18 protein-coding genes are annotated in these 21,453 nt (G+C 57.0%); 14 read left to right on the top strand and 4 right to left on the bottom strand.

All coding sequences use genetic code 11. From position 1 onward, the window contains the following. Positions 1 to 315: 315 nt before the first annotated feature. The 3 genes from L3J03_00930 to L3J03_00920 all read right to left on the bottom strand — a co-directional run bounded on the left by L3J03_00930 (position 316) and on the right by L3J03_00920 (position 3,773). Entirely contained in the window at positions 316 to 1,110 is a 795-nt protein-coding gene (locus L3J03_00930; GenBank protein ID MCF6289559.1) for an FkbM family methyltransferase, read from the bottom strand. 146 nt (positions 1,111 to 1,256) lie between these two features. Continuing rightward, positions 1,257 to 2,480 carry a hypothetical protein gene (locus L3J03_00925; protein MCF6289558.1) on the bottom strand — a complete coding sequence of 408 codons (1,224 nt, stop codon included), beginning with the start codon at positions 2,478 to 2,480 and terminating at the stop codon, positions 1,257 to 1,259. A gap of 156 nt (positions 2,481 to 2,636) precedes the next feature. Further along, positions 2,637 to 3,773, bottom strand: coding sequence for an SPFH domain-containing protein (locus L3J03_00920; GenBank protein MCF6289557.1), 1,137 nt, complete (start codon positions 3,771 to 3,773; stop codon positions 2,637 to 2,639). A gap of 408 nt (positions 3,774 to 4,181) precedes the next feature. Between L3J03_00920 and L3J03_00915 the strand changes: the two genes are divergently transcribed. The 13 genes from L3J03_00915 (at position 4,182) to L3J03_00855 (ending at position 18,308) form a co-directional block, all read left to right on the top strand. Beyond that, a complete protein-coding gene (locus L3J03_00915) occupies positions 4,182 to 5,810 on the top strand; it encodes a hypothetical protein (GenBank protein MCF6289556.1) in 1,629 nt (542 codons plus the stop codon). A 6-nt stretch (positions 5,811 to 5,816) separates the two neighbouring features. Continuing rightward, positions 5,817 to 7,079, top strand: coding sequence for a hypothetical protein (locus tag L3J03_00910; protein ID MCF6289555.1), 1,263 nt, complete (start codon positions 5,817 to 5,819; stop codon positions 7,077 to 7,079). An 88-nt stretch (positions 7,080 to 7,167) separates the two neighbouring features. Further along, on the top strand, positions 7,168 to 7,611 hold the full coding sequence (locus tag L3J03_00905; GenBank protein ID MCF6289554.1) for a hypothetical protein: 444 nt from the start codon (positions 7,168 to 7,170) through the stop codon (positions 7,609 to 7,611). A gap of 135 nt (positions 7,612 to 7,746) precedes the next feature. After that, the gene (locus L3J03_00900) at positions 7,747 to 10,647 is read left to right on the top strand and encodes a hypothetical protein (protein MCF6289553.1); all 2,901 of its coding nucleotides are present in this window, start codon (positions 7,747 to 7,749) and stop codon (positions 10,645 to 10,647) included. Between the two features lie 142 nt (positions 10,648 to 10,789). Beyond that, positions 10,790 to 11,194 carry an RNA-binding protein gene (locus L3J03_00895; protein ID MCF6289552.1) on the top strand — a complete coding sequence of 135 codons (405 nt, stop codon included), beginning with the start codon at positions 10,790 to 10,792 and terminating at the stop codon, positions 11,192 to 11,194. A 209-nt stretch (positions 11,195 to 11,403) separates the two neighbouring features. Continuing rightward, positions 11,404 to 12,021 (top strand): IMP cyclohydrolase, encoded by a 618-nt coding sequence (locus tag L3J03_00890; protein ID MCF6289551.1) that lies wholly within the window; start codon positions 11,404 to 11,406, stop codon positions 12,019 to 12,021. A 3-nt stretch (positions 12,022 to 12,024) separates the two neighbouring features. Next, the gene (locus tag L3J03_00885; GenBank protein MCF6289550.1) at positions 12,025 to 12,594 is read left to right on the top strand and encodes a phosphoribosylglycinamide formyltransferase; all 570 of its coding nucleotides are present in this window, start codon (positions 12,025 to 12,027) and stop codon (positions 12,592 to 12,594) included. Positions 12,595 to 12,654: 60 nt separating this feature from the next. Next, positions 12,655 to 13,200 (top strand): bifunctional pyr operon transcriptional regulator/uracil phosphoribosyltransferase PyrR, encoded by a 546-nt coding sequence (gene pyrR / locus L3J03_00880; GenBank protein MCF6289549.1) that lies wholly within the window; start codon positions 12,655 to 12,657, stop codon positions 13,198 to 13,200. A gap of 227 nt (positions 13,201 to 13,427) precedes the next feature. Further along, positions 13,428 to 14,855 (top strand): ATP-binding protein, encoded by a 1,428-nt coding sequence (locus L3J03_00875; GenBank protein MCF6289548.1) that lies wholly within the window; start codon positions 13,428 to 13,430, stop codon positions 14,853 to 14,855. Between the two features lie 37 nt (positions 14,856 to 14,892). Continuing rightward, the gene (locus L3J03_00870; GenBank protein MCF6289547.1) at positions 14,893 to 15,603 is read left to right on the top strand and encodes a rhomboid family intramembrane serine protease; all 711 of its coding nucleotides are present in this window, start codon (positions 14,893 to 14,895) and stop codon (positions 15,601 to 15,603) included. Next, positions 15,600 to 17,747, top strand: coding sequence for a U32 family peptidase (locus L3J03_00865; GenBank protein MCF6289546.1), 2,148 nt, complete (start codon positions 15,600 to 15,602; stop codon positions 17,745 to 17,747). Before L3J03_00870 ends, L3J03_00865 begins: the two co-directional genes overlap by 4 nt. Before the next feature lie 24 nt (positions 17,748 to 17,771). Further along, on the top strand, positions 17,772 to 18,101 hold the full coding sequence (locus tag L3J03_00860; protein MCF6289545.1) for a divalent-cation tolerance protein CutA: 330 nt from the start codon (positions 17,772 to 17,774) through the stop codon (positions 18,099 to 18,101). A gap of 3 nt (positions 18,102 to 18,104) precedes the next feature. After that, positions 18,105 to 18,308 (top strand): hypothetical protein, encoded by a 204-nt coding sequence (locus L3J03_00855; protein ID MCF6289544.1) that lies wholly within the window; start codon positions 18,105 to 18,107, stop codon positions 18,306 to 18,308. 59 nt (positions 18,309 to 18,367) lie between these two features. Here the strand turns inward: L3J03_00855 and thiD are convergent, their stop codons facing one another. Continuing rightward, positions 18,368 to 19,201, bottom strand: a complete 834-nt coding sequence (thiD, locus tag L3J03_00850) for a bifunctional hydroxymethylpyrimidine kinase/phosphomethylpyrimidine kinase (GenBank protein ID MCF6289543.1) — start codon at positions 19,199 to 19,201, stop codon at positions 18,368 to 18,370. A gap of 416 nt (positions 19,202 to 19,617) precedes the next feature. Here thiD and L3J03_00845 point away from each other — a divergent pair, with 416 nt between their 5' ends. Beyond that, entirely contained in the window at positions 19,618 to 21,450 is a 1,833-nt protein-coding gene (locus L3J03_00845; GenBank protein MCF6289542.1) for a type IIA DNA topoisomerase subunit B, read from the top strand. Positions 21,451 to 21,453: the final 3 nt, after the last annotated feature.

Genomic DNA, 21,453 nt, shown 5'->3' with positions numbered 1-21,453 from the left:
TCCCGCTTCAAAGTTGTTGCCGTTTCCAACCTTGAACCTTCAGCTATTTCAATGTCCAGCAGATAATGCCCTATTTTGGTTCTTGCTTCAAGTAATGATCCGGCTTTTTTCGACAAAGGCTGATCTTTCGTAACCGTTCACCAGGGGCTACAGATTTACGGAAACCACCGGCCGGTAAGCGTTCATCAGCAGTTCCGGCTATCGAACAGGGGAGGGCGGGACCTGGTCCTGCCGCCGGGGGGGCTCCCCTGCTGTCCGCCACCCGCGCCAGGGGCACTGATCAGGACGGCGGGCGGAAAAACAAGAAAAATCCGCTCATGGCCGGGTGATGCCCCTTTTCAGGCATCCATTGGTTCGGCTCAGATATACACTGTTTCCTTGCGACCACTTATCGTTAAAATCTTTTGTAGCATTGAGTACATTATGATTACAACCCGGTTTCATCCGTTCGTGGGTTTCGATGATCAAGGCGCCCACCTTGTCAATCCAGGGTGCCGGGTCCTGGAAGACCTCTTTTTCCGCTCCCTCGATGTCTATTTTGAGGATATCTATGAATTCGATCCCCTGTTCAGCCATGATCCGGTCAATGGTCATCCCCTTGACCCGGTAAAGTGACTTGCCAGGAATTTTTTCCGCAGTGGCTGCATTGTTTCGGGTCATATATCCCATTGTGCCCAGGCCGGGATCAACCAGGGTGATTTCCTTGTTTTCGTCCCATAATGCCCCATGCACAGGAGTGATGTTGTTATATGGGGCAATATTTTTCTTAAGTATTGCAAAGTTGTTTTTTTCCGGCTCAATGGCAATGATCCTTGAATCCGGGAACCGGTTGGCAAACCAGATCGAGGTAAGCCCGCTGTTTGCGCCGGCATCGATTATCACGGCCGGTTCCTTCCGGGTCTCGAAATCATACTCCCGGAGAATGAATATCTGGTCGTATACCGAGACGTCCGAGGCCAGCATCCTGATATAGAAAGGAAACCTGATCCCGGGCCTGGTTGATTTCAGCAGGGCCGGCCTGTTCAACAGCTTTGATCTGACGGCGGAAAGCAGACCACGGAAACCAAGTACGCGCAGGTAATACAGGGCCCGGTGAATAGAATGGTTCATTCCGCAACCTTCACCCGTGGAGCCCGCATTTTGTTGTTTGGTGCCCATCCGGGAATGGTCTTTTCGGAGTCTCACCAGGTTCGCTTCCCTGTTCGTACAAGTTCACCAGCACCTCATCTTCGTCCGTTTCGGACCTCTGGACATTATCAAAGACCACGGCCGAATCGCAAGCTGTTCCGGTTTACGGTGATGCCGGACTGTTCCTGGATGAACTCATGGCTGGATGCGCTGAAGGGCAGCAGCGCCAGTTGCGCCTGCTGGACCGAAAAGCGGATTTCGGGCAGAAATGGAAAGATGTTTTTCCTGGTCAGGGCCGAGTTGGCCAGGATGATCTTCAAGGCCTGGATCGCCTCGCTTCCGGGCAGGGTGACCGGGTGCAGATCGATATCCGCCATATCCGCCCCGGTTAAGGTGAATCTGGTCTGGGAAACGGTTGCCCGGGTGGCCAGTCTCAAAAAACTCTTGGGCCGGATCTTGAAGGCGGGCGCATAAAAACGCATCGGCTGTTTCTTCCAGCCCGGCCGGACCACCAGCGGCTGGTTGGTAATCCGGATAAAGTCGGCAAAGGAGTCGATCGCAACCGGCCCGGGCGCTGTGGCCAGGATCTGCCAGAAGGGCAGGTAGAGGGAGTTTTTATTGCTGGCCTGAACAACAAAAGGGACCCGGGTCAGCCGGTTGTTGCCGGCGGTCCAGGCCGAATTGCAGTGATCGCAGAAGAGGACCACGCTGTCCCGGGCGCCGTGCAGGTTCCAGCCGCAGTGGGGGCAGAGGCTGGCCAGAAACCTGGGCTGCCAGCCGGCCCTGCTTTGCACCTGGGGGCCAATTGCGTCCCATCCCCTGGCCACTGTGCCCAGGGGCCGGTCCAGTATCGCGTCGTAGAGGGTGGTGTCTTTTAATGTCAAGGGCAGGTAGATGACATTGAGCGCCTCGCCGATGGCAACCTGGTGCAAACATTTTTTTCTGGGTATTGGCGGAGGAACCATGGTGGCCAGCACCTTTTTCCAGGTCAGGGTGTTTTTTATGAGCACGCTGCCCTGGGCCGGGCTGTAATAGCGCATCTTCATGGCCTGGGGCCGGACCCCCAGCGATGACGGCACAAGGGGCAGTGATATCGCCAGCCTGGTGGTGTCGGCCAGCCGGAACTTGACCGACTGCTGATCGCAACCATACACCGCCCCCTTGAAATGCAGATAGGGGACATGGAGGTTTGTTTTGCCGGCATCCCTGGCCGGCAGCACCAGCCGGCATTTTTCCGGATTGGCCAGGTAACTGGACACCCCGCAGAAGGAGCAGGAAATCAGCCGGTCGGTATCCTCTATCTCCAGAGGAGCGCTGCACTGCGGGCATTCCTGTTCAAGGCGATAGGGCATTATTCAGGTTACAGGTATCGGGTTTCAGGTATCAGGGTTTGCCTGGTCATCGGGAACGGGCTTGGGCCGTGTTATATTCGTTATTAATGAAACCTCCTCGTAACAAAAAAATCTCTTGATACTGACACCCGAAACCTGACACCTGTAACCTCTTTCTTACTTCATCGATTCGCCGCACTGGTTGCAGAATACCGCGCCGGGCAGGTTTTCGGCCCCGCATTCGGGGCAGAAGAGCGGGGCCGGCCTGGCATCGGCGGGCCGGCCGCATCTGGAACAGAATCTGGCGTTGGCGGCCAGATTCTTGCCGCAGTGGGCACATTGCTGAAAGACCACCTGCTGGTGGCCGCAGTAGGGGCAGAAGCGCGAATCCACCGGCATGGCGTGGCGGCAGTCCGGGCAGTTGTTTTCAGCGGCAGCCGGTGGCTCCGGCTTGTTTGAATCAGCGGCCGGCTGCATGGATTGGGCAAACATCGAGGGCATCATGAACCCCAACCCCATTCCCAGGCCGGAACCGGCCTCGCCGCTGGACTCGGCCGCCTTTTCCATGGCTGCGGCCGCTTTCAGTTTCATCAACCGGTCGAGGTCATCGAAAACCCCGAGCCGGCTCTTGTCGTCAATGGCTTTTTGTACGTCGGCCGGCGGGGTGATGGAGGTGATATACAATTCGTGGAGCTTGATGCCGAAATGGCTGAAGTCCTCTGCCAGTCTTTTTTGTAAGCCGTCGGCCAGCTCGTCGTACCTGCCCGGCAGGTTGAGAAGGCTGTCAAGATGTTCGCCGAGATGGTCGTTGAACCGGGAGACAATCACCCGCTTGAGATACTCCTCGATTTCCCGGGTGGTAAACCGGCCCATGGTGCCCACCAGGGTGTTGATAAACAGGATCGGCTGCACCACCTGGATATTGAACATGCCATGGGCCCGGAGCCGGATCAGGCCGAGTTCGGAATCCTTGAAAGCCACCGGGTCGCGGGTTCCCCATTTCAGGTTGGGGAACACCTTCATGTTGGCAAAATAGACCTCGGCCCGCAAGGGGCTGGTCATGGCCCAGGGCAGGGCAACGATCTTGGTCAGGATCGGGATGTTGGCGGTTTTCAAGGTGTGGCGACCGGGCCCGAACGCCTCGCAGGCCTTGCCCTGATAGAAAAACACCGCGGCCTGGCTGTCACGGACAGTGAGCTGGGCCCCGTATTTGATCTCGCCGGAGCCCTGTTCCGGAATGCGGTGGGTGATTTCCTTGCCCGAATCATCAAACCATTCGATGACTTCCAGAAAGATCAGGTTGTTCGTTCCCATGCCCATACCCCCTTGAGACCATGTGTTTGCAGACCGGTGCGGCCCGCTAATAAACCATAGCAAGCCCTGGAGAACAAGCACAAGCAAAAGATCGCCCGGGTGCCGCATCAAAAAGTATTTTGCCTCTTTGTTGAGATAAATCCCGCCCTTCAAGAGCTTTGCGGAACGAACCGTAACGGGTCTGATCGACCAACGAAAAGGGCCCGGTCTTACAAGGCAGCGGTTGCGTCTGCTGGGCCGAAAAGCGGACGTTTGGCATTGACGGGGGTGCCCCGAAGAGGTAGTGTCTGTCCAGAACTGACCAGTTTTGTTCAAGATCAGGGCTTGTGAAAAAATAATCGGGTCATATTTATTGTTGATGGAGAGACTTGTTATCGGAAATTTCAATCTAATTAAGGAGAAAGCATTATGATGGACTGCAAGAAGATCTCCTGGGGGGGGGTTCTTGGTTCGATTTTTCTGCTGGCGGCCGGCCCGGATCCGACCCTGGCCGCGTCAAATCAGATAAAAATCAATAACCGCACCGAGTTGATCAGCTACAGCATCTCCGGTCCGGGCAAGGCTGCCAGTTTTTATGTGGAGGGCGGCCATTACCTGCACGAGACGGACATCAGGGCAAGGAACAGTTTTGACAACGGCTGGGATTCTATTCTGAATTTTAATTTCCGGTTGACCGACAACGACCAGTTCGATCCGGAAAACGCCTCCATTGAGAAACTGAGCCTCAAGCTCGTCAAGGACAAGGTCCAGCTCAATCTCGGCGATCATTTTATCAACCTGTCCCAATACTCCATGAATAAATCCGTCAAGGGTCTGGGCGCCCAGCTCAATCTCAGGGACAAGGAAAACTATATCCGGGTCGGCTATGGCATCTTTGACAGCCAGTGGGAATACCTCTACAAGACGCCGACCGGCGAGCCCATGGACCGGTTCGGCGGCGGTATCCGTTTCCAGCATGCCCGGGACAACTACCGGGTCGGCCTGAATCTCGGTTATGTGAGGGATGACGATGGCGACCCGAACCGGACCACCGAGAATGCCTACATCAATACAGTGCCCGCCCTGGACTGGGAATACCGGCGGGACCGTTTAAGGCTGAGCGGCGAACATGCCTACAGCAATACCACCATGACCACCAGCGGCGGCGCCAGGACCGAAACCACCGGCACCGCCCACCGGCTGGGGCTTAAAACCCGGCTCGGCGTGGTCAAGCTGCGGGGCAGGTTTGAGAGGGTGAGCACCGACTTCACCACCCTGGGCGGCGGCGCCACCCCGGACCGGCAGCGGATCTATACCAAGGCGGACGCCAAGCTCAACAATCGCTGGAGCGTGTTCGGGATGTTCGATCATTCCAGGAACAACCTGGCGGACAACCTTGCCCTGACCACCACCACCAACGTTACCGGCGAGGTCGGCGTCAAACGCAAACGGGCCTTTAACCGGCGCAGCCTGAAGATCTCGCTGTCAACCCGCCGCAAGTGGACCGACACCGATGACAACAGCCGTGAATCAACCTCGGACCGGATCAAGCTCGCTGTCTCCGACCGGCTGGCCAAGGTCCTGCGGGTCAATGCGGACATCGAAAAAATCATTGATAACGACACCACTGCCGGCGGCGCTTCCTCCAGCAACTATTTTTACAACCTTAGCCTTTCGTCCCGGCATCGCTTCAAGGACGGCCGGCTTGAGTTGCGGCCCCGGTTCGTCGCCGGGCTGCAGGAAAGGGACAATCTGACCACCAACGGCAGTGACTACACAACCACCCTCAGGTTCAACCTGGGCGGCACCTATGAGAAATTCCTGCGCTTCGGCCTGAATGCGGAGCGGGTGGTCAATGACCTGTCGACCCTTGGCAATGATTCGACCCGCACCAAGTTGAGCGTCTACTGTGAACTGCGGCCCGACTGGCTCAAAAAGGGCAGTATCCGGATGGAAGGGACCAGAAATAATTTTGACTTTGACGACAAAACAAAAGAATACCGGGAAGATATTGTTAAAATCATGTTCCGGTACAGCTTTGAGAAAAGGGAGGGGTAATCAATCATGGATAACAGAATAGATAAAAAAGGTTTTATCCTGCTCCTTGCCGCCTTTTACATGGGCGTCATGCTGCTGACCGCCACCCCTGGCGAGGCCAAATGGTGGGATTTCGGCAGGCAGGACAACACCCCGGAATTCACCAGCATCAGATTCAACTCCGTCAGTGTTGAAAACGTTGACGAGCGGATCACCCTGGCCAGGGAAGACCTGGTCAGCGGCGAACTCATCATCCGCGGCCAGGCCGAACTGGGCCAAGGGGTCATCGGCAAGGTTGAAATAAGCCTTGACGGCGGCGAGACCTGGCAAAAGGCGGTCCTGGGCGACCGGGGCATGTTCACCCTGGAGTTCAAGCCGGAGCTTGAGCGGGAATATGATTTCCGGATCAAGGCCTTATCCACTGCCGGCAAAGCCAGTGACCTGGAAGACCACAGTTTCACCTTTCTGGTGGGCGACATGCCTAATACCGATAATGTCAAGACCGTGTTCAACGAACTGCTGCGCCTCTACATGGCGGAAGACCAGGCTGGCTTCATGCGGTTGGTCCACCCGGATTTTGAAGGCGATCTCGCGGCCCTGGAAGACGCCGTTTCCGATGATTTTCTGTTCTTCGATAATATCAGGATCGAGCCGAACATCACCAGGATCGTCCCCTTTGACGGTAACTATGAACTGTACTTCACCTTCAACCGCCAGGTTCAGGTGGCAAAAAGCGGTCAACTGCTCAAGGACAGCGCCGCCTCTTCCATGACCTTTGCCCGGGGCAGCGGTTTTCTGCTCTCCGAGATGGCCGCCCCCCTGATCTTCGGGGTTTCCAATCCGGGCGACGTGGCTACCAATGTTACCGAAGAATCAATCGGCAGCGAGGTCCTGGGCTGCAACAATGACGGTGACTGCGGCCTGGCCGAACAGGGCGACGACACGGAGAGCGGCGGCGGCTCCGCGGAAACCGCCACCCTGGATAATGGCCAGGGCATTTTTCTGGCCACCGGCGCCCTCGGCGCCTGGGACGGTGATATTATTTTTGAAACCAACATTTTTTTCATGAACAACAACGCCTCCTGGGTCGCCATGGCGAACAACTCCTTTGACACCGCCACCCAGGCCCCGGCCGGGCCGTACGATCAGTTCAACCCGGCCCCGGCCACCACCGGCAGCACCTTTGCCGTCAAGCTTGGCAACGGCACCTATGCGATAGTTGAGGTTGATCAGTTAAACGCACCCTTGACCTGTGTTATTAATTATAAATATCCGGTTTCCGGGCCGTAATTGCTGTCCGGTTCATCGTGCCGGCCGGGCCCCGTTGATGGGGTCCGGCCTTTTTCTTCACCTGTTGATCACTTCGGGAGGGTCTGCCGTGAAGTTAAACCACAATTTTTTTGTCTTGCCCGCCTTGCTCCTTTTTGTTTTCAGCCTGGCTGCCTGTGCCGGTACGCCCTGGGCCAGCGACAACCGCAAATCCGCGGTTGAAAACCAGCTCCAGGGCCTGGAACAGGGGCTTAAGCTGGAGACCTGGGACAAGGTCCGCGATTTCTTTTCCCCTGGCTATTACGAGGGGTATGAGGAACTGCGGCAGCGGCTGGAGAACCGCTGGCGCAATGAAAATCTGGTGGACATCCGGTTCATGGTCAACAAGGTGCTTGAAAGCGACGGCCTGCTCAATGCCAGTGTCCGCTGGCAGATGTCCTACCTGGATCGCCGGGGCAACCCTCATAAGCGTTCAGGCCAGAGCGAGATCCTGCTCAAGCCGGCAGGCGACAGCTTCCGGATCCTGCAGGTAAAAGGGGACCGGTTTTTTTGATTGACCAGCATGGAGCATGGCCGGACCATATCCGCTGGCCATAATCCAAACAATGAAGGGCGTCACCCCGGCATGGCTGGGCAGTACGTTCGTGGCGGCTTTGATATAAAAAAAGCTGACAGCGCGGGGAAAAACATGCGCGTAAGGAATATTCTTCTTCCATTCATACTCCTGACGACCCTGGCAGCCGCCGGTTCGGCCGGGGCGATCTCCCTTGCTCCCAGTGGAATCAGCCAGTATATTCCCGCGACCATTACCAACCAGGAGATCAGGAAGGAACTTGAAAAAAGGCTGAAAGAACATCTTGATGCCGAGTTGAACAAGGTTTCCAGCGGGGCCTTGGGCGAGGCGGATGTCACAACCTATCTCCAGATTATTGATCACTGTGCAAACGGTGAGGCGGACAAGGCCAGAAACCTGGCCGGTGAACAGGTCGCCGGAATGCTGCTCAAGGCGGTGCTGGGCAGCGGCGCCGGCGCCATCACCTGGGCCTGGGATTTTGCCAAGGGTTCTTATACCGAGGTTCAACGCTGGGCCGAGGACCAGAGCCGCCAATACTTTATAAAAAACTTCCTCTTGCCCCGGGTAAATCAATGGCGCCAGGGAAACGGGAATTTCGCCAACATCGGCCAACTGGCGCGTCAATTTAACGAGTGGTTTGAATTTCCCGAAAACCAGAAGGCGATCACTGCCACCAAACCCTGGCTCGACAGAAAAAAATGGGTGGACCGGTTAAAGGATGAAATGTGGGCCAAGACCTTGGACCTGGCCCTCAAATACCGCAAGTATCATGACCAGGTCAAAAAACTCCAGGCCCGGGCCCGGGACAAAAAACGGTCATACTATTATTTTGCCACCCGTCAATATCAACAACTGTTGAAAAAATCCGCTGCCGACAAACTGAGCGTAACGCAATCCCTGCGGACCTCCTTATCCGGCGCCGCTCCCGGCCGGCCGAATAAAAAGGCGCCGGCAGTCCAGGGAAAACATGACGGGCCTGCTGAACCCCAACAGAATGATACGGGAACGCGGCAACCGGGGCAACTGCCCACGGTGCGGCCCGGATGTGTCAATATCGACCCGGCGCAACAAACCAGACGCCTTCAGGGTCTGCTCTACCGGCGATTACTCGATAAGCTGGAGAATTATCAAAAAACAAATATTGCTCAACTGGCAAATTTCCGTGAAGCCAATATCGGTATTTATAACGGCACCATCGACTGGAGCTACTATACCACCCTGGCCCGGCCATTCCTGGCCGTGCCCCCGGAACCTCCGCGGATACCCTACAAGGGGTATGTGTATGACCCGGTCTGCCTTGATACCGTTGTAATATTCTATAATGATGCCATAAAATCCGTTTTCCGCAAACAGCAGGCCTTGTACAAGAGCTGGCATGAAGAAGTATTGCCGGCCTATGAAAGCGCTGCCGGGCGAAGGAATCAGGCAATCGCGAAATTAAAAAAATTCCAGGATCAACTCCGGAATACCGCTCTGGAAATCAAAAAGGATGCACTCCCTGATTTTAATGATCTCAATCCCCAGGAAAATTTTTATGCCGGCCAGAACGATCTGGCCATCCCGGAAAACCCGGACCAGCGCATCATTGATAATTACTCCATGGCCTTGTTCGGCTATGTCTATCTGAATTATGAGGCAGGGATTCAAGCAAACAACGGCGGGGCCCTGAACAATGCCGCCGCCGCAATCAGCGAGGTTGAAAACGAACTGGACCGGGTCGTTCAATATGCCGCGGAAAAAAAATCGCAATGGGAACGGAATATTCAACGGGCTTCCCGGGATGTTGATGTTATTCTTAACACTGCGGAGGAATTGATCAATGAGACCATGAACCTGGCCGGCGCCGGCAGTAACGAGGTGACAGCGGTGATGGACTCAATGGCGCGACTCCAGAGAGCCCTGACAGAAAACCAGCTTCTGCTTGACCAGTACCGGACTTCCCTGACCCGGCTTGAATCCGACATTCAGCATCATGCCCGTAAATTTGCCGCTTTTAACGACGAGATAAACCTCAGGTTCCTTAACAACCGAATTTACGATAAGGCCAGCGAGGAAGCCAGGCTGCTCCTGCCTGAACTCGACAGGTACTGGCATATATATCAGCTGAAAAACTCTTTTGAATACACACTTGACCAGCGAAACATAAATATTTCCTTTACCATGAAATCCCTGCGGGAACTGATCGATGCCTGGCAGGGCGGCGGCCTGTTGCAACCGGTGATGGTCGACAGAATGGTTAAAATCGCCAGGCAGGACTGGTATAAAAAACTTGTCGCTCTTAATAAAGGCGAGGTTGCAAAATTCATCAGCGCCTTTCAGAAGGGTGAAAAGTTCCTGGACCAATACACCGGGTTAAGGGTGTTGCCGGTTGACAACTACAACCCGATTCCGGTGCTCTTCCCTGAAGTGAAAAACAAGGCGGTTGCCTATCTTCTGCCCTTTTCCAGAAAATATGCGGATTTTCACCCCGGGATGGGTCCGTTGAAAAACTATCGGCCGAACCTGTATGAAGAGTTTGCAAAATTCAAAAAGCAGATGGACGAAATCCAGGGCCAGTGGCCGACAATGTTCGGTCTGAGCCCGAACCGACCCCGGGAAACGTCTGGCCCGCAACCAGCCGGTCAAACCGAAAAGGCCCAATATATAACCAGGGAAATGATTGAGGCGCTGTACGGGGAATTTGCCCGGGAATACAGCAACCGTAACCTGACCGGGGTGCTGCGGCTGCTTGCCGATGACTGGTCATCGGCGGACGGCAGCGATCTCACCGACCTGGAAGAATCCCTTGCCAACTCCTTTGATGCATTTGACCGGATCGAATATCGGATCAGCAATCTGGAAAACGGTCCGCTCCACCACACCACCGAGGTCAGCATCAGTTACACCGCCAAGGTGACCGGCTATATCCTTGATCAGGATCTGACCCATGAGGAGTCCTTTGCTGTTAATGAAATGGTGGCCATTGAAAACGGCAGCCTGAAAATAAAGAAAACACTCGGCAACGTTTTCTGGTAGTGTCCTTTTTTCAGCAGACGGTTAGCAGGAACAGTTCCCGGAGGCCTGCCCTGAAACCCGATTTTTCAGGTGGTAGCCGCCGGCCCGTTTGAGTAGACTTAAGGTGTTTTTGAAAGGAATATGAAACAACCCCATCCGGAAGATGACCGAGGAAACCACGGAAAAAACCCGGTTGGACCGCTGGTTGTGGGCGGCCCGTTTCTACAAGAGCCGTTCCCTGGCCACCCGGGCGGTCAGCGGCGGTCTGGTCCGTATCAACGGTGAGCGGAGCAAGCCCTCCCGGGGCGTGCGCACCGGTGATGAACTCACAATCCGGCGGGGCGATGTCGAGTTCGTGGTCCTGGTCCTGGAGCTGTCTGAAAAAAGGGGCCCGGCCAGGATCGCCCGCACCCTGTACGAGGAGACCGGGGAATCAGTTCTGGCCCGGGAAAAGGCCCGGCAGATGCGCCGGATCCTCGGGCCGGCGGCCATGCTCCATGCCCCGGAACACCGGCCCGGCAAACGGGACCGCCGCAAAATTCGAAGTTTTACAAGAAAGGACGAATAACCAGCATGGCTGGACCATGACTTTTGGGCCGCAGCCACAACCAACAATGAAAATCTCCCCGGACAGTGAGCTTCGTCCGGTGCGACTTTCATATAAACGACACAAGAGGTGTCAGGTTAACCTCCTGACTCTGAACGGCGATTTTGGTTTTTTCTGACACCTGTAACCCGACACCTGACACCTTGATTTATAAAAAAGGAGAAATATCGATGCAAAAGATGGAGAGAGCCCTGATCAGTTTGACCGACAAGAGCGGGATCGAGGATTTTGCCAGGGAGTTGCAGGACATGGGGATCGAAATTCTGTCCACCGGCGGCACGGCCAAGAGGATGCGGGACCACGGGATAAGGGTCAAGGACGTGGCCGAGTTCACCGGTTTCCCGGAGATGCTGGACGGCCGGGTCAAGACCCTGCATCCCAAGGTGCACGGCGGTATTCTGGCCCAGCGCGCCAATCCGGCCCACCAGCGGCAGATGGCCGAGCATGGCCTGCAGCCCATCGACCTGGTCGCGGTCAACCTCTATGCCTTTGACAAGGCCACCGCCGATCCGGCCTGCACCGTGGGCCATGCCATTGAGAACATCGATATCGGCGGCCCCACCATGCTCCGGGCCGCGGCCAAGAATTATCAGGACGTCACGGTGATCGTCGATCCGGCTGATTATCCCCAGGTGCTGGCCGAACTCAGGGAGAGCGGCAATACCACCGTGGAGACCCGTTTCCGCCTGGCGGTCAAGGTGTTCGAGCTTACCAGCCGCTACGACACCGCCATTGCCGCCTGGCTGGGCAAGATCGATCCGGCCGTCACCCCCCTTACAGGAGAATAAGTGATGTTGAAGCTGGCAGTACTGCTCTCCGGCAGCGGCCGGACCCTGGATAATTTCCATGAGCGGATCAAGGCGGGTGTTCTCAATGCCGAGATCCAGGTGGTGATCTCCAACAGGGCCGATGCCCTGGGACTGACCAAGGCCATGGATTACGGCTACCCCGCCTTCCATGGCCGGGATAATGCCACGACCAACGCTCTGCTCGCCAACCATGAAATCGACTGCATCTGCCTGGCCGGGTATCTGAAACTCTATGAACCGCCCGCGCATCTGCGCCAACAGGTACTCAATATCCATCCATCCCTGATCCCCTCCTTTTGCGGGGCCGGTTTTTACGGGATGCGGGTCCATCGGGCCGTCAAGGCCAGGGGGGTCAAGGTAAGCGGCTGCACTGTCCATCTCGCCGACGAGGTCTACGACCAGGGGCCGATCATTGTGCAGAAATGCGTGCCCCTGGAAGATGGTGACCGCCCGGATGATATCGCCGCCAAGGTCTTTGCCGCTGAATGCGAGGCCTATCCCGAGGCGATCAACCTGGTGGATGCCAGGGGATTCGATTATTTCTGGAAATAATTGACTCCGGGGGTTAACCTGTCGTTACCAGCGGTTTTTTTGAAGAGGGGAGACACAATCATGTCAGGAAACAGAAAAACAATCATGTCGGCCCGGGATATCGAACGTTCCCTGTCCCGGATCGCGCTGCAGATCGTCGAGGCAAACCGTGAGTTGGACAGCCTGGCGATCATCGGCATCCACACCGGCGGCGTCTTCCTGGCAAAACGGATCCAGGAGACCATCCAGTCGCGGGAACAGATCGAGCTGCCCCTGGGCACCCTGGACATCACGCTCTACCGCGACGACTGGAGCCGGATCACCCCGAACCCGATTGTCAAGACCACTGATATTCCCTTTGGGGTTGAGGAAAAGACCATTGTTCTGGTGGACGACGTCCTCTTTACCGGCCGCACCATCCGGGCGGCCCTGGACGCGGTCATTGATTACGGCCGGCCGAGCATGATCCAGCTGGCGGTGCTGATCGATCGCGGCGGCCGCCGCGAGCTGCCCATCCAGCCCGACTATACCGGGATGGAGGTCGAGGTGGGCGCCAACGAGCATGTCCATGTTCTGCTGGACGAGTCCCTGGCCGGGGATGAGGTTGTACTCGAGTCTGTTGCCTAGTTGGTGCCCGTCCAGAAAGGGCCCTTTCGCCCAATCTCGGCGTCATACTCAAAAAATAATCCTCGTAATATCATTTATATGACTCCGGTTGTTTTTTTCGCGATCCTTGATCTTGAACGAAATTGCTCATTTCTGGACAGACACTGGTTGGTGCCTGACAAGCGCGGGATCAATGGACCGGTAAAAAATCCGGTTGCTTGCCGCAAGGGTGGCAAAGGGGAATTGCGATGGTCGCTGAACAGGAAAATAATGACCTGAGACATATCCTCAAGCGGGTTCGCCAAAAGACCGAAAGCTACCGGCGTTACAATTTTTCCCGGGACCAGGACAACCTGCTGAAATGTTTCTTTGACCTGGCCCAGGAATTCGTTTCCCTGCCCGACCTGTATCGAATCTGCGTGGCCGTGCCCCTGGAGGTGATGCGGTTGCAGAGCAACCTATATCTGCTTGACGAGGAGGGGAAGAATCTCAGGCTGGCCTGCAGCAGCCTGGAGGGGCTGGTTACCGACACCCGCCCGGTGCCCACTGGAATTCATCCCAGCACCAGGCCCTATGTCCACGGTGAGTTCTACGTGGTGCCCATCTTTCGGCGGGCCCTGCCCACCGAACCCGTTGATCTGGATGAACAGGGCGACGATTCAGGGCCGCCGCTTTCCCGGCTGATCGGGCTTTTCGCGGTTTTTCCCCAGCAGGGCCTGTCTGAAAGCGACCGTTTTTTTCTGGTCAAGTATGCCAACCGGCTCGGCTACCGGCTTTACAACCGCTATATCGCCCAACAGAATATCCGCCACCTCAAGTTTATCAACAGCCTGGTGCTGGATATCGAGCATAACGTCATCATCCCTAATATGTATTTCCGCTACCTCTTCAACCAGTTGCAGAAGAGGATCGTGGAAATAGCCGACCTTGAGGCATTGATCCGGAAACTGGCCGGCGGCAGGGATGCAACCCCGGCGGAATACGAACGGGTCATCGACACCGTTGCCGGTCTGCGCAAGGAGTTGACCGACAACTACCAGGAGATCCGCAAACATCATGACAATGTCAGCCTGTTCCTGGAGAGCCTGTTCCGGCGCGAGCATTTCCAGAAGGGCCACCTGGTGCTCCAGCCCAAACGGTGCCTGGTGGAAAAAGAGATTATTGAACCGCAGCTGGAGCAGTACCGGAAACGGCTGGAAAACGCCGGGGTCACCATTGACCGGCCCACGGACATGGTTGCGGAAGAGTTTCCGATCCTGGTGGACAAGGGGCTCCTGGCCCAGGTCTATGCCAACTTCTTTTCCAATGCCGCCAAGTATACTGAAACGATTATCGACCACCATGGCCGGCCGCGCAAGGCCGTGGCCTACGGCCAGGAGGTGCTTCCCGACTATTTCGGGCCGGGCCAGGACGGGATCAAGTTCAATGTGTTCACCACCGGCCCCCATTTAAGCCGGGACGACGTGAAGCGGCTTTTTTTCGAAGGCGGCCGCGGCCGGAACAGTGAAGGCCGGCCGGGCACCGGACATGGCCTGGCCTTTGTCAAGCATGTCATTGAAATGCATGGCGGCACGGTCGGCTATGAGGAGACTGCCCAGGGCAACAACTTCTACGTCATCCTGCCGTTGCCGTCCACCAGGGCCTATTCGCTTCTTCCCATGATTCCGGAAGGGTAGCCGCCTCCATTCTTCCCGGGCCTCGCGGCGCGCAGCCATGTTCCCCTTAAAAGACGACATCCCCACCCAGACCATCCCGTGGGTCAATATCAGCCTGATCCTGGTGAACAGCGCGGTCTTTGTCTATGAGACCATGCTCGGCCCCCGTCTTGACCCCTTTCTCCTGCAGTACGGCTTTGTGCCGAGCCGGTTCTTTGCCACGGGCGAGATAACCCCGATATTCTCCTCGCTGTTTCTCCATGGCGGGTTCTTCCATCTCATCGGCAACATGTGGATGCTCTGGATCTTCGGCGATAATGTCGAGGATTGCATGGGACACGCCCGCTATCTGATCTTTTTTCTGCTCTGCGGTATCTGTTCGGTGCTCGGCCAGGGCCTGGCCGGGCCGCAGTCGCCGGTGCCGCTGATCGGGGCCAGCGGGGCGATCTCCGGGGTATTGGGCGCCTATTTCCTTACCTATCCCCATGCCCGGGTGCTGACCCTGATCCCGATCTTTATCATCTTCTATGCCATTGAACTGCCGGCTTTCCTGTTCCTGGGCTTCTGGTTCCTGATCCAGTTTCTCCAGGGATCGGCAAGCCTGGTGGCCGCCAAAGGTCAACTCCAGGGCGGTATCGCCTGGTGGGCCCATATCTGCGGATTTGCCGCCGGGGTGATCCTGGTCTTTTTCTTCAGGGACAAACAACGGTGCCGCGTTGCGCAACGGAGAGCGGCCGGTATCCGCCGGCTCGGGCAGCGGCGATCATGACGCAGGACATGGAACAACAACCCGGGAAAAAGATGGAACTGCTGGCCCCGGCCGGCACCCTGGCCGTTTTTGAGGTTGCGGTGGAGTCCGGCGCCGATGCGGTTTACATCGGCGCGCCGGCCCTGAACGCCCGGGCCCTGAGCCGCGATTTCACCTGGGCCGAACTGGCCGCGCTTGTTGATTTTGCCCGCTCCCGCCGGGTGAAGCTGTACGTGGCGATGAACAGCCTGGTCAAGGAGGAGGAGATCCCCCTCGCGGTCGAGACCCTGGCCCGTCTGTCCAGCCTGAAGGCGGATGCGGTAATTGTTCAGGACCTGGGCGTCTATTCCCTGGCCAGGAACCATTTCCCGGGGCTGCGCCTCCACGCCAGCACCCTGTTTCTGGCCCATAACTCGCTGGGGGTCAAAAAATGCAGCGACCTGGGGTTTAAACGGGTGGTGCTGGCCCGGGAACTATGTATCAAGGAAATCGCGGCGATCCACCGGCAAACACCGGTTGAACTGGAGGTGTTCGTCCATGGGGCGCTCTGTTTCGCTTATTCCGGACTCTGCCTTTTCAGCAGTTCACTGGGCGGCAGGAGCGGCCTGCGCGGGTTCTGCGTCCAGCCCTGCCGCAGACGATATACCTGGGAGAACCGGGGCCGGAAAAAGGGCAACCAGCCGGGCGGTTATTTCTTTTCGATGAATGATCTCGCAGCCGTTGAGCTGCTGCCGGAGCTTGCCAGGGCCGGGGTCACCTCGCTCAAGATCGAGGGCAGGTTGCGAAACGCCCACCATGTCGGTTCGGTGGTCAAGGCCTACCGCACCATGCTTGATGCCGGGCCCGGTGACCGGGGAGCGGCGCTGGCCCGGGCCCGGGAACTGCTCGACCTGTCCATGGGCCGCCGCGCCTGCACCGGTTATTTTAAAAATCCCCAGTCCCGCGATATTATTTCCCCGCATCATTCCGGAAATATCGGCGTTTTTCTCGGCAAGGTGGAAAGGCTGCGCCAGGGCCGGCCTCAGCTTATGACCCGGGCGGTCATCCAGGCGGGCGACCGGCTGCGGGTCCACCGGGAAAAGAGCGGCGAGCGGTTCTCGTTTACCCTGAAAAAGATCCAGGCGGCCAACGGGTCGGGAATTAAAACCGCGACCGCCGGCGAGCGTATCACCATTGACTGTCCACAGCCGGTGAAGAGCGGCGATCCGGTCTATCTGGTGGATACCAGGCAGGGCAGAGCCCTGGAAAGAAGGCAGCGGTTGATCGATCCCGGGCCGTTTAAAAAGAAAACAGCCCGGCTCCTGGATCGAAAACAGGTGGCAGCGGTGCTTGCATCCCTGGGCCCGGCGCCATCCTCCCGGCAACCGCGGCGTTCGAAGGGTACTCTTCCTTTGTGGCTCAAACTTGATACCATGCAGGGATTGAACCAACGGCTGCCCTTTAAGCCGGAACAGGTGCTGGTCACCTTGGGCCGTGAGACCTTTGCTCAGGCCGAAAAGATGGGCCGGAAACTGGCCTCTCTGCGCCGTCGGCTGATCTGGGCCCTGCCGCCGGTCATCCTGGAGCAGGACCTTGACTTCTACGGCCGGGCGATTGACTTCATGGGCCGGGCCGGTTTTACATCCTGGCAGGTCGGTCATATCAGTCAGACGCTTTTGCTCAACCACATCAAGGATGTGCGGCTGATCGGGGATTATACCCTTAACGTGCTCAACTCGGCTGCCCTGGCCGCGCTTGGAAAAAACGGTTTTCAGCGGGCCCAGATCGCGGTTGAGGTCGACAAGAAAACGCTTGCTGATATCTGCCGCCACCAGGGCGGCAAGCCGGCAGTGGCCCCGGGGATGACCGTGTTCGGCCGGATTCCGCTGTTCACCGCCCGGCTGCGGGCGGAACATTTCCGCTACCAGGCCCGGTTCGTCAGCCCCAGGGGCGAGGCGTACGAACTTGTCCAGCGCTGGGGCGCGACCCTGGCCCTGCCGGACCGCCCTTTTTCCCTGCTGGCCCAGTTGCCCGAGCTAGGGGCCATGGGACTCGACTATGGAGTGGTTGATCTCTCCTATCTCAAACGCGACCGTAATTTTTTCAATAACCTGGCCAGGGAACTGCAAGGGGGAAGGGGAGGGAAGCCAGCATCTACCTTCAACTACCATGGACGATTGTTGTAACCGTATAAATAATGGAGAAGGACAATGACCGGATACATACAGGTGATGACCACGGTGGAGAGTAAAGAGGACGGCACCCGGATCGCCGGGCGGCTGGTGGAACAAAAGCTGGCCGCCTGTGTGCAGATCATCGGCCCGATGACCAGTATCTACCGCTGGCAGGGCGCGGTGCAGGAGGCGGAAGAGTTTTTATGCATTGCCAAGACCAGGCAGGGATCTTTCGAGGCGGTCCGCGAGGCCATTGGTGCGATCCATCCCTACGAGGTCCCGGAAATAGTGGCTGTGGAGATAACGGCCGGGTCTGCCAGTTACCTGCAATGGCTGGATCAAGAGATTGTCAAGGAGACATCGTAGCATATGGGCGGGCAGGAAGGAAAAAAAACAAGGCGTCGCCGCAAGGAGTTTCAGTGCTCTTGCTGTCAGAAAAAACAACCCTTCTGCTGGAGTTGTCCCTGCGGCTTCCAGATCTGCGACACCTGTTTCAAGGAAAACAAGTGGGGCATCAGCAACGGCCCGACCTGGATCTGTCCGGATTGCGGCAACATCCGGATGATGGAATAGCTGAACGCCGGCAAGCTCTCACCGGCACCGAACCCGTTTCGGAGTCTCCTTGCAGTCGCTCACCTGGCCAGATGGTGGAGCAGGGGGCCGATGCCGTGTCCCAGACGGGACGGTTCGCTGACGGTCAGGAGATGGTCCATGAAATGCACGCTCTTATCAAAGGCAATGGAGTCGTCGTTTTCGAGCAGGTGATGGGCGGTAAAGGCCGCGGCCATGGTGCAGCCGGTGCCGTGGGTGTTTCTGGAACGGACCCGGGGATGGCTTCTGGCCGTGATTTCCACCGCGCCGCCGGGCCGGCGGACCAGCAGCCGGTCGATTATCGGATCGTCGTCCGGCCGATGGCCTCCCTTGATAACAATAGAGCGCAGCCGCGGGAAACGGTCGAAAAGTATCCTGCCGGCGGCGATCTCCCCGGCCGGGTTTGCGCAGGATCGTTCCGCCAGCAGGGATAACTCTTCAAGGTTGGGGATCAACACCGTGGCCCGGGCAAGGATTTGGTCACGGTAGGCCGCCCGGGCCGATTCCTTGAGCAGGCTCAGGCCGGAGGTGGCGGCCAGCACCGGATCACAGACAATTTCACCGCTGAAGTTTTCCAGGGCCGCGCCGATATGGATGGCAATCTCTCCGGTGCCGACCATGCCGATCTTGATATGGCTGACCGGCAGGTCCTGCAGCACCAGCTTGATCTGTTGGCCCACCAATTCCGGGTCCACCGGGCGATATGAGGCGACTCCCCTGGTGTTCTGGGCGGTGAGACAGGTGATCACCGCGCCGCCGTATACCCCGACCATGCAAAAAGTCTTCAGATCGGCCTGGATCCCGGCCCCGCCCGAGGGGTCGGAACCGGCAATGCTCAGGGCCATGGAGGTGGGAAGCGCTCTGCTTGTGGACATGATATTTTTAAACCGTGAAGGGTGATGCATTCGTAAAAACTAAAATATTTACCGCTGAGTACGCAGAGGCCGCAGAGAAACTTTTATTATTTTAAATAATTAGCTCTGTGACCTCGGCGTTCTCCGCGGTTAAACCAGACTTTTCACGGAAGACTATACCAGAAAAAAGCAACTGTTTCCGCATCGGCCACGGAGAATTCCCGTACGGTTCAACCCCCTCGGCAGGGGAGAGACGATTTTCCGTTCTGATTTTTTAGTTGCCCGGCCACTACATATTGTGTATAAGTTTTATGCTTCGTCCATATATAGTATGCCATGTCCCCGTATCTTGGTCATTGTCCGCTGGGATGGCAGTGACCGTAATCGGACACGACAATACGATCTTTCTGACGAATTCTATCCCATGAACTCAGCATATGAGCCTACCTGCGCACAACTACGACGAAAGTAAGATTAAGACCTTGAGTTCCCTGGAACATATCCGGCTGCGGCCGGGTATGTACATCGGTCGTCTCGGCCGGGGCACCCATCCTGATGACGGGATTTATATCCTGTTAAAGGAGATCATCGACAATGCAGTGGATGAGTTCATCATGGGGGCCGGCAAGCGGATCGACGTCTTCATCAGCCAGGAGGGAACGGTGCGGGTGCGGGACTTTGGCCGGGGTATTCCCCTGGGCAAGCTGGTGGAGTGCGTTTCAGTGATCAATACCGGGGCCAAGTACAATACCGATGTGTTCCAGTTTTCCGTGGGGCTGAACGGGGTGGGCACCAAGGCGGTCAACGCCCTGGCCGAGACCTTCAAGGTGACCTCCTTCCGGGACGGCCGATATGCCGCTGCCCATTTTTACCAGGGGGTGCTGCAGGAGGAGAAACAAGGCAGGACCAGGGAGAAAAACGGCACCCTGATCGAGTTCAGGCCTGAAAAAGAGCTGTTCGACGACTATGTTTTTGACCTGGAATATGTCCGGCAGCGGCTCTGGCGCTACGCCTATCTCAATGCCGGCCTCAATCTCTATCTTGACGAGGAACGTTTCTTTTCCGCCAACGGGCTCAAGGACCTGCTCGAACGGGAGGTGAACGGCAGCCATCTCTATCCGGCCATCTACTTTAAGGACGCCACCCTGGAGTTTGCCTTCTGCCACACCGACAACTACGGGGACAGTTATTTTTCCTTTGTCAACGGCACCTATACCAGCGGGGGCGGGACCCACCTGTCGGCGTTCCGGGAGGGGGTGCTCAAGGGGGTGAACGAGTACTGCAACTCCAATAAAAAATTTATCGGCAATGATGTGCGGGAAGGTATTGTCGGCGCCTTTGCAGTGAAGATCAAGGACCCGGTGTTCGAGTCCCAGACCAAGAACAAGCTGGGCAACACCGAGATCCGGGCCTGGATCGTCAACGTGGTCAAGGACGCGGTGGCGGCCCATCTCTACAAGAACAGCGACACCGCCGAGCGGCTGCTGGAAAAGATCCAGCACAACGAGAAGGTGCGCAAGGAATTGCAGCAGGTGCGCAAGGAGGCCCGGGTAAAGGCCAAGAAGGTGGCGATCAAGATCGCCCAGCTCAAGGACTGCAAGTACCATCCCTCCCGGGGAAAACCCTCTCCCCCGGGCCGGGAGAACATGCTGTTCATCACCGAGGGACAGTCCGCGGCCGGCTCCATTGTCAGTTCCCGGGACCCGATGACCCAGGCGGTGTTTTCGCTCAAGGGCAAACCATTGAACGTGTTCGGCCAGAACCTGGCCCTGATGTACAAGAATGAAGAGATGTACAACCTGATGTGCGCCCTTAATATCGAGGAGTCGGTGGGCAACCTTCGTTACGACAAGATCATCCTGGCAACGGACGCCGACGTGGACGGCCTCCATATCCGCAACCTGCTGCTGACCTTTTTTCTCCACTACTATGAACCGCTGGTCAAGATGGGCCATGTGTTCATCCTGGAGACGCCCCTTTTCCGGGTTCGGAACAAGAAGGAAACCATCTACTGTTACTCGGACAGGGAGCGCGACCAGGCGAGCAGGAAGCTGGCCGGCCGGGGCAAGGCCCGGCTCAACGTGGAGATGACCCGCTTCAAGGGCCTGGGCGAGATTTCGCCCAGGGAGTTCAAACAGTTCATCGACAAGGACATGAAGATTCGCCAGGTGACCATTGACCGGTTAAGCGAGGTGCCCAAGGTCCTGAGCTTCTATATGGGCAAGAATACGCCGGATCGGCGCGAGTACATCATGGAGCACCTGGTATAAGGC

This window comes from Desulfobacterales bacterium (assembly GCA_021647905.1).
Classification (GTDB): Bacteria; Desulfobacterota; Desulfobulbia; order Desulfobulbales; family BM004; genus JAKITW01.
The sequence above is the reverse complement of the archived record's forward strand: the minus strand, read 5'-3'. Positions and strand labels throughout refer to the sequence as shown.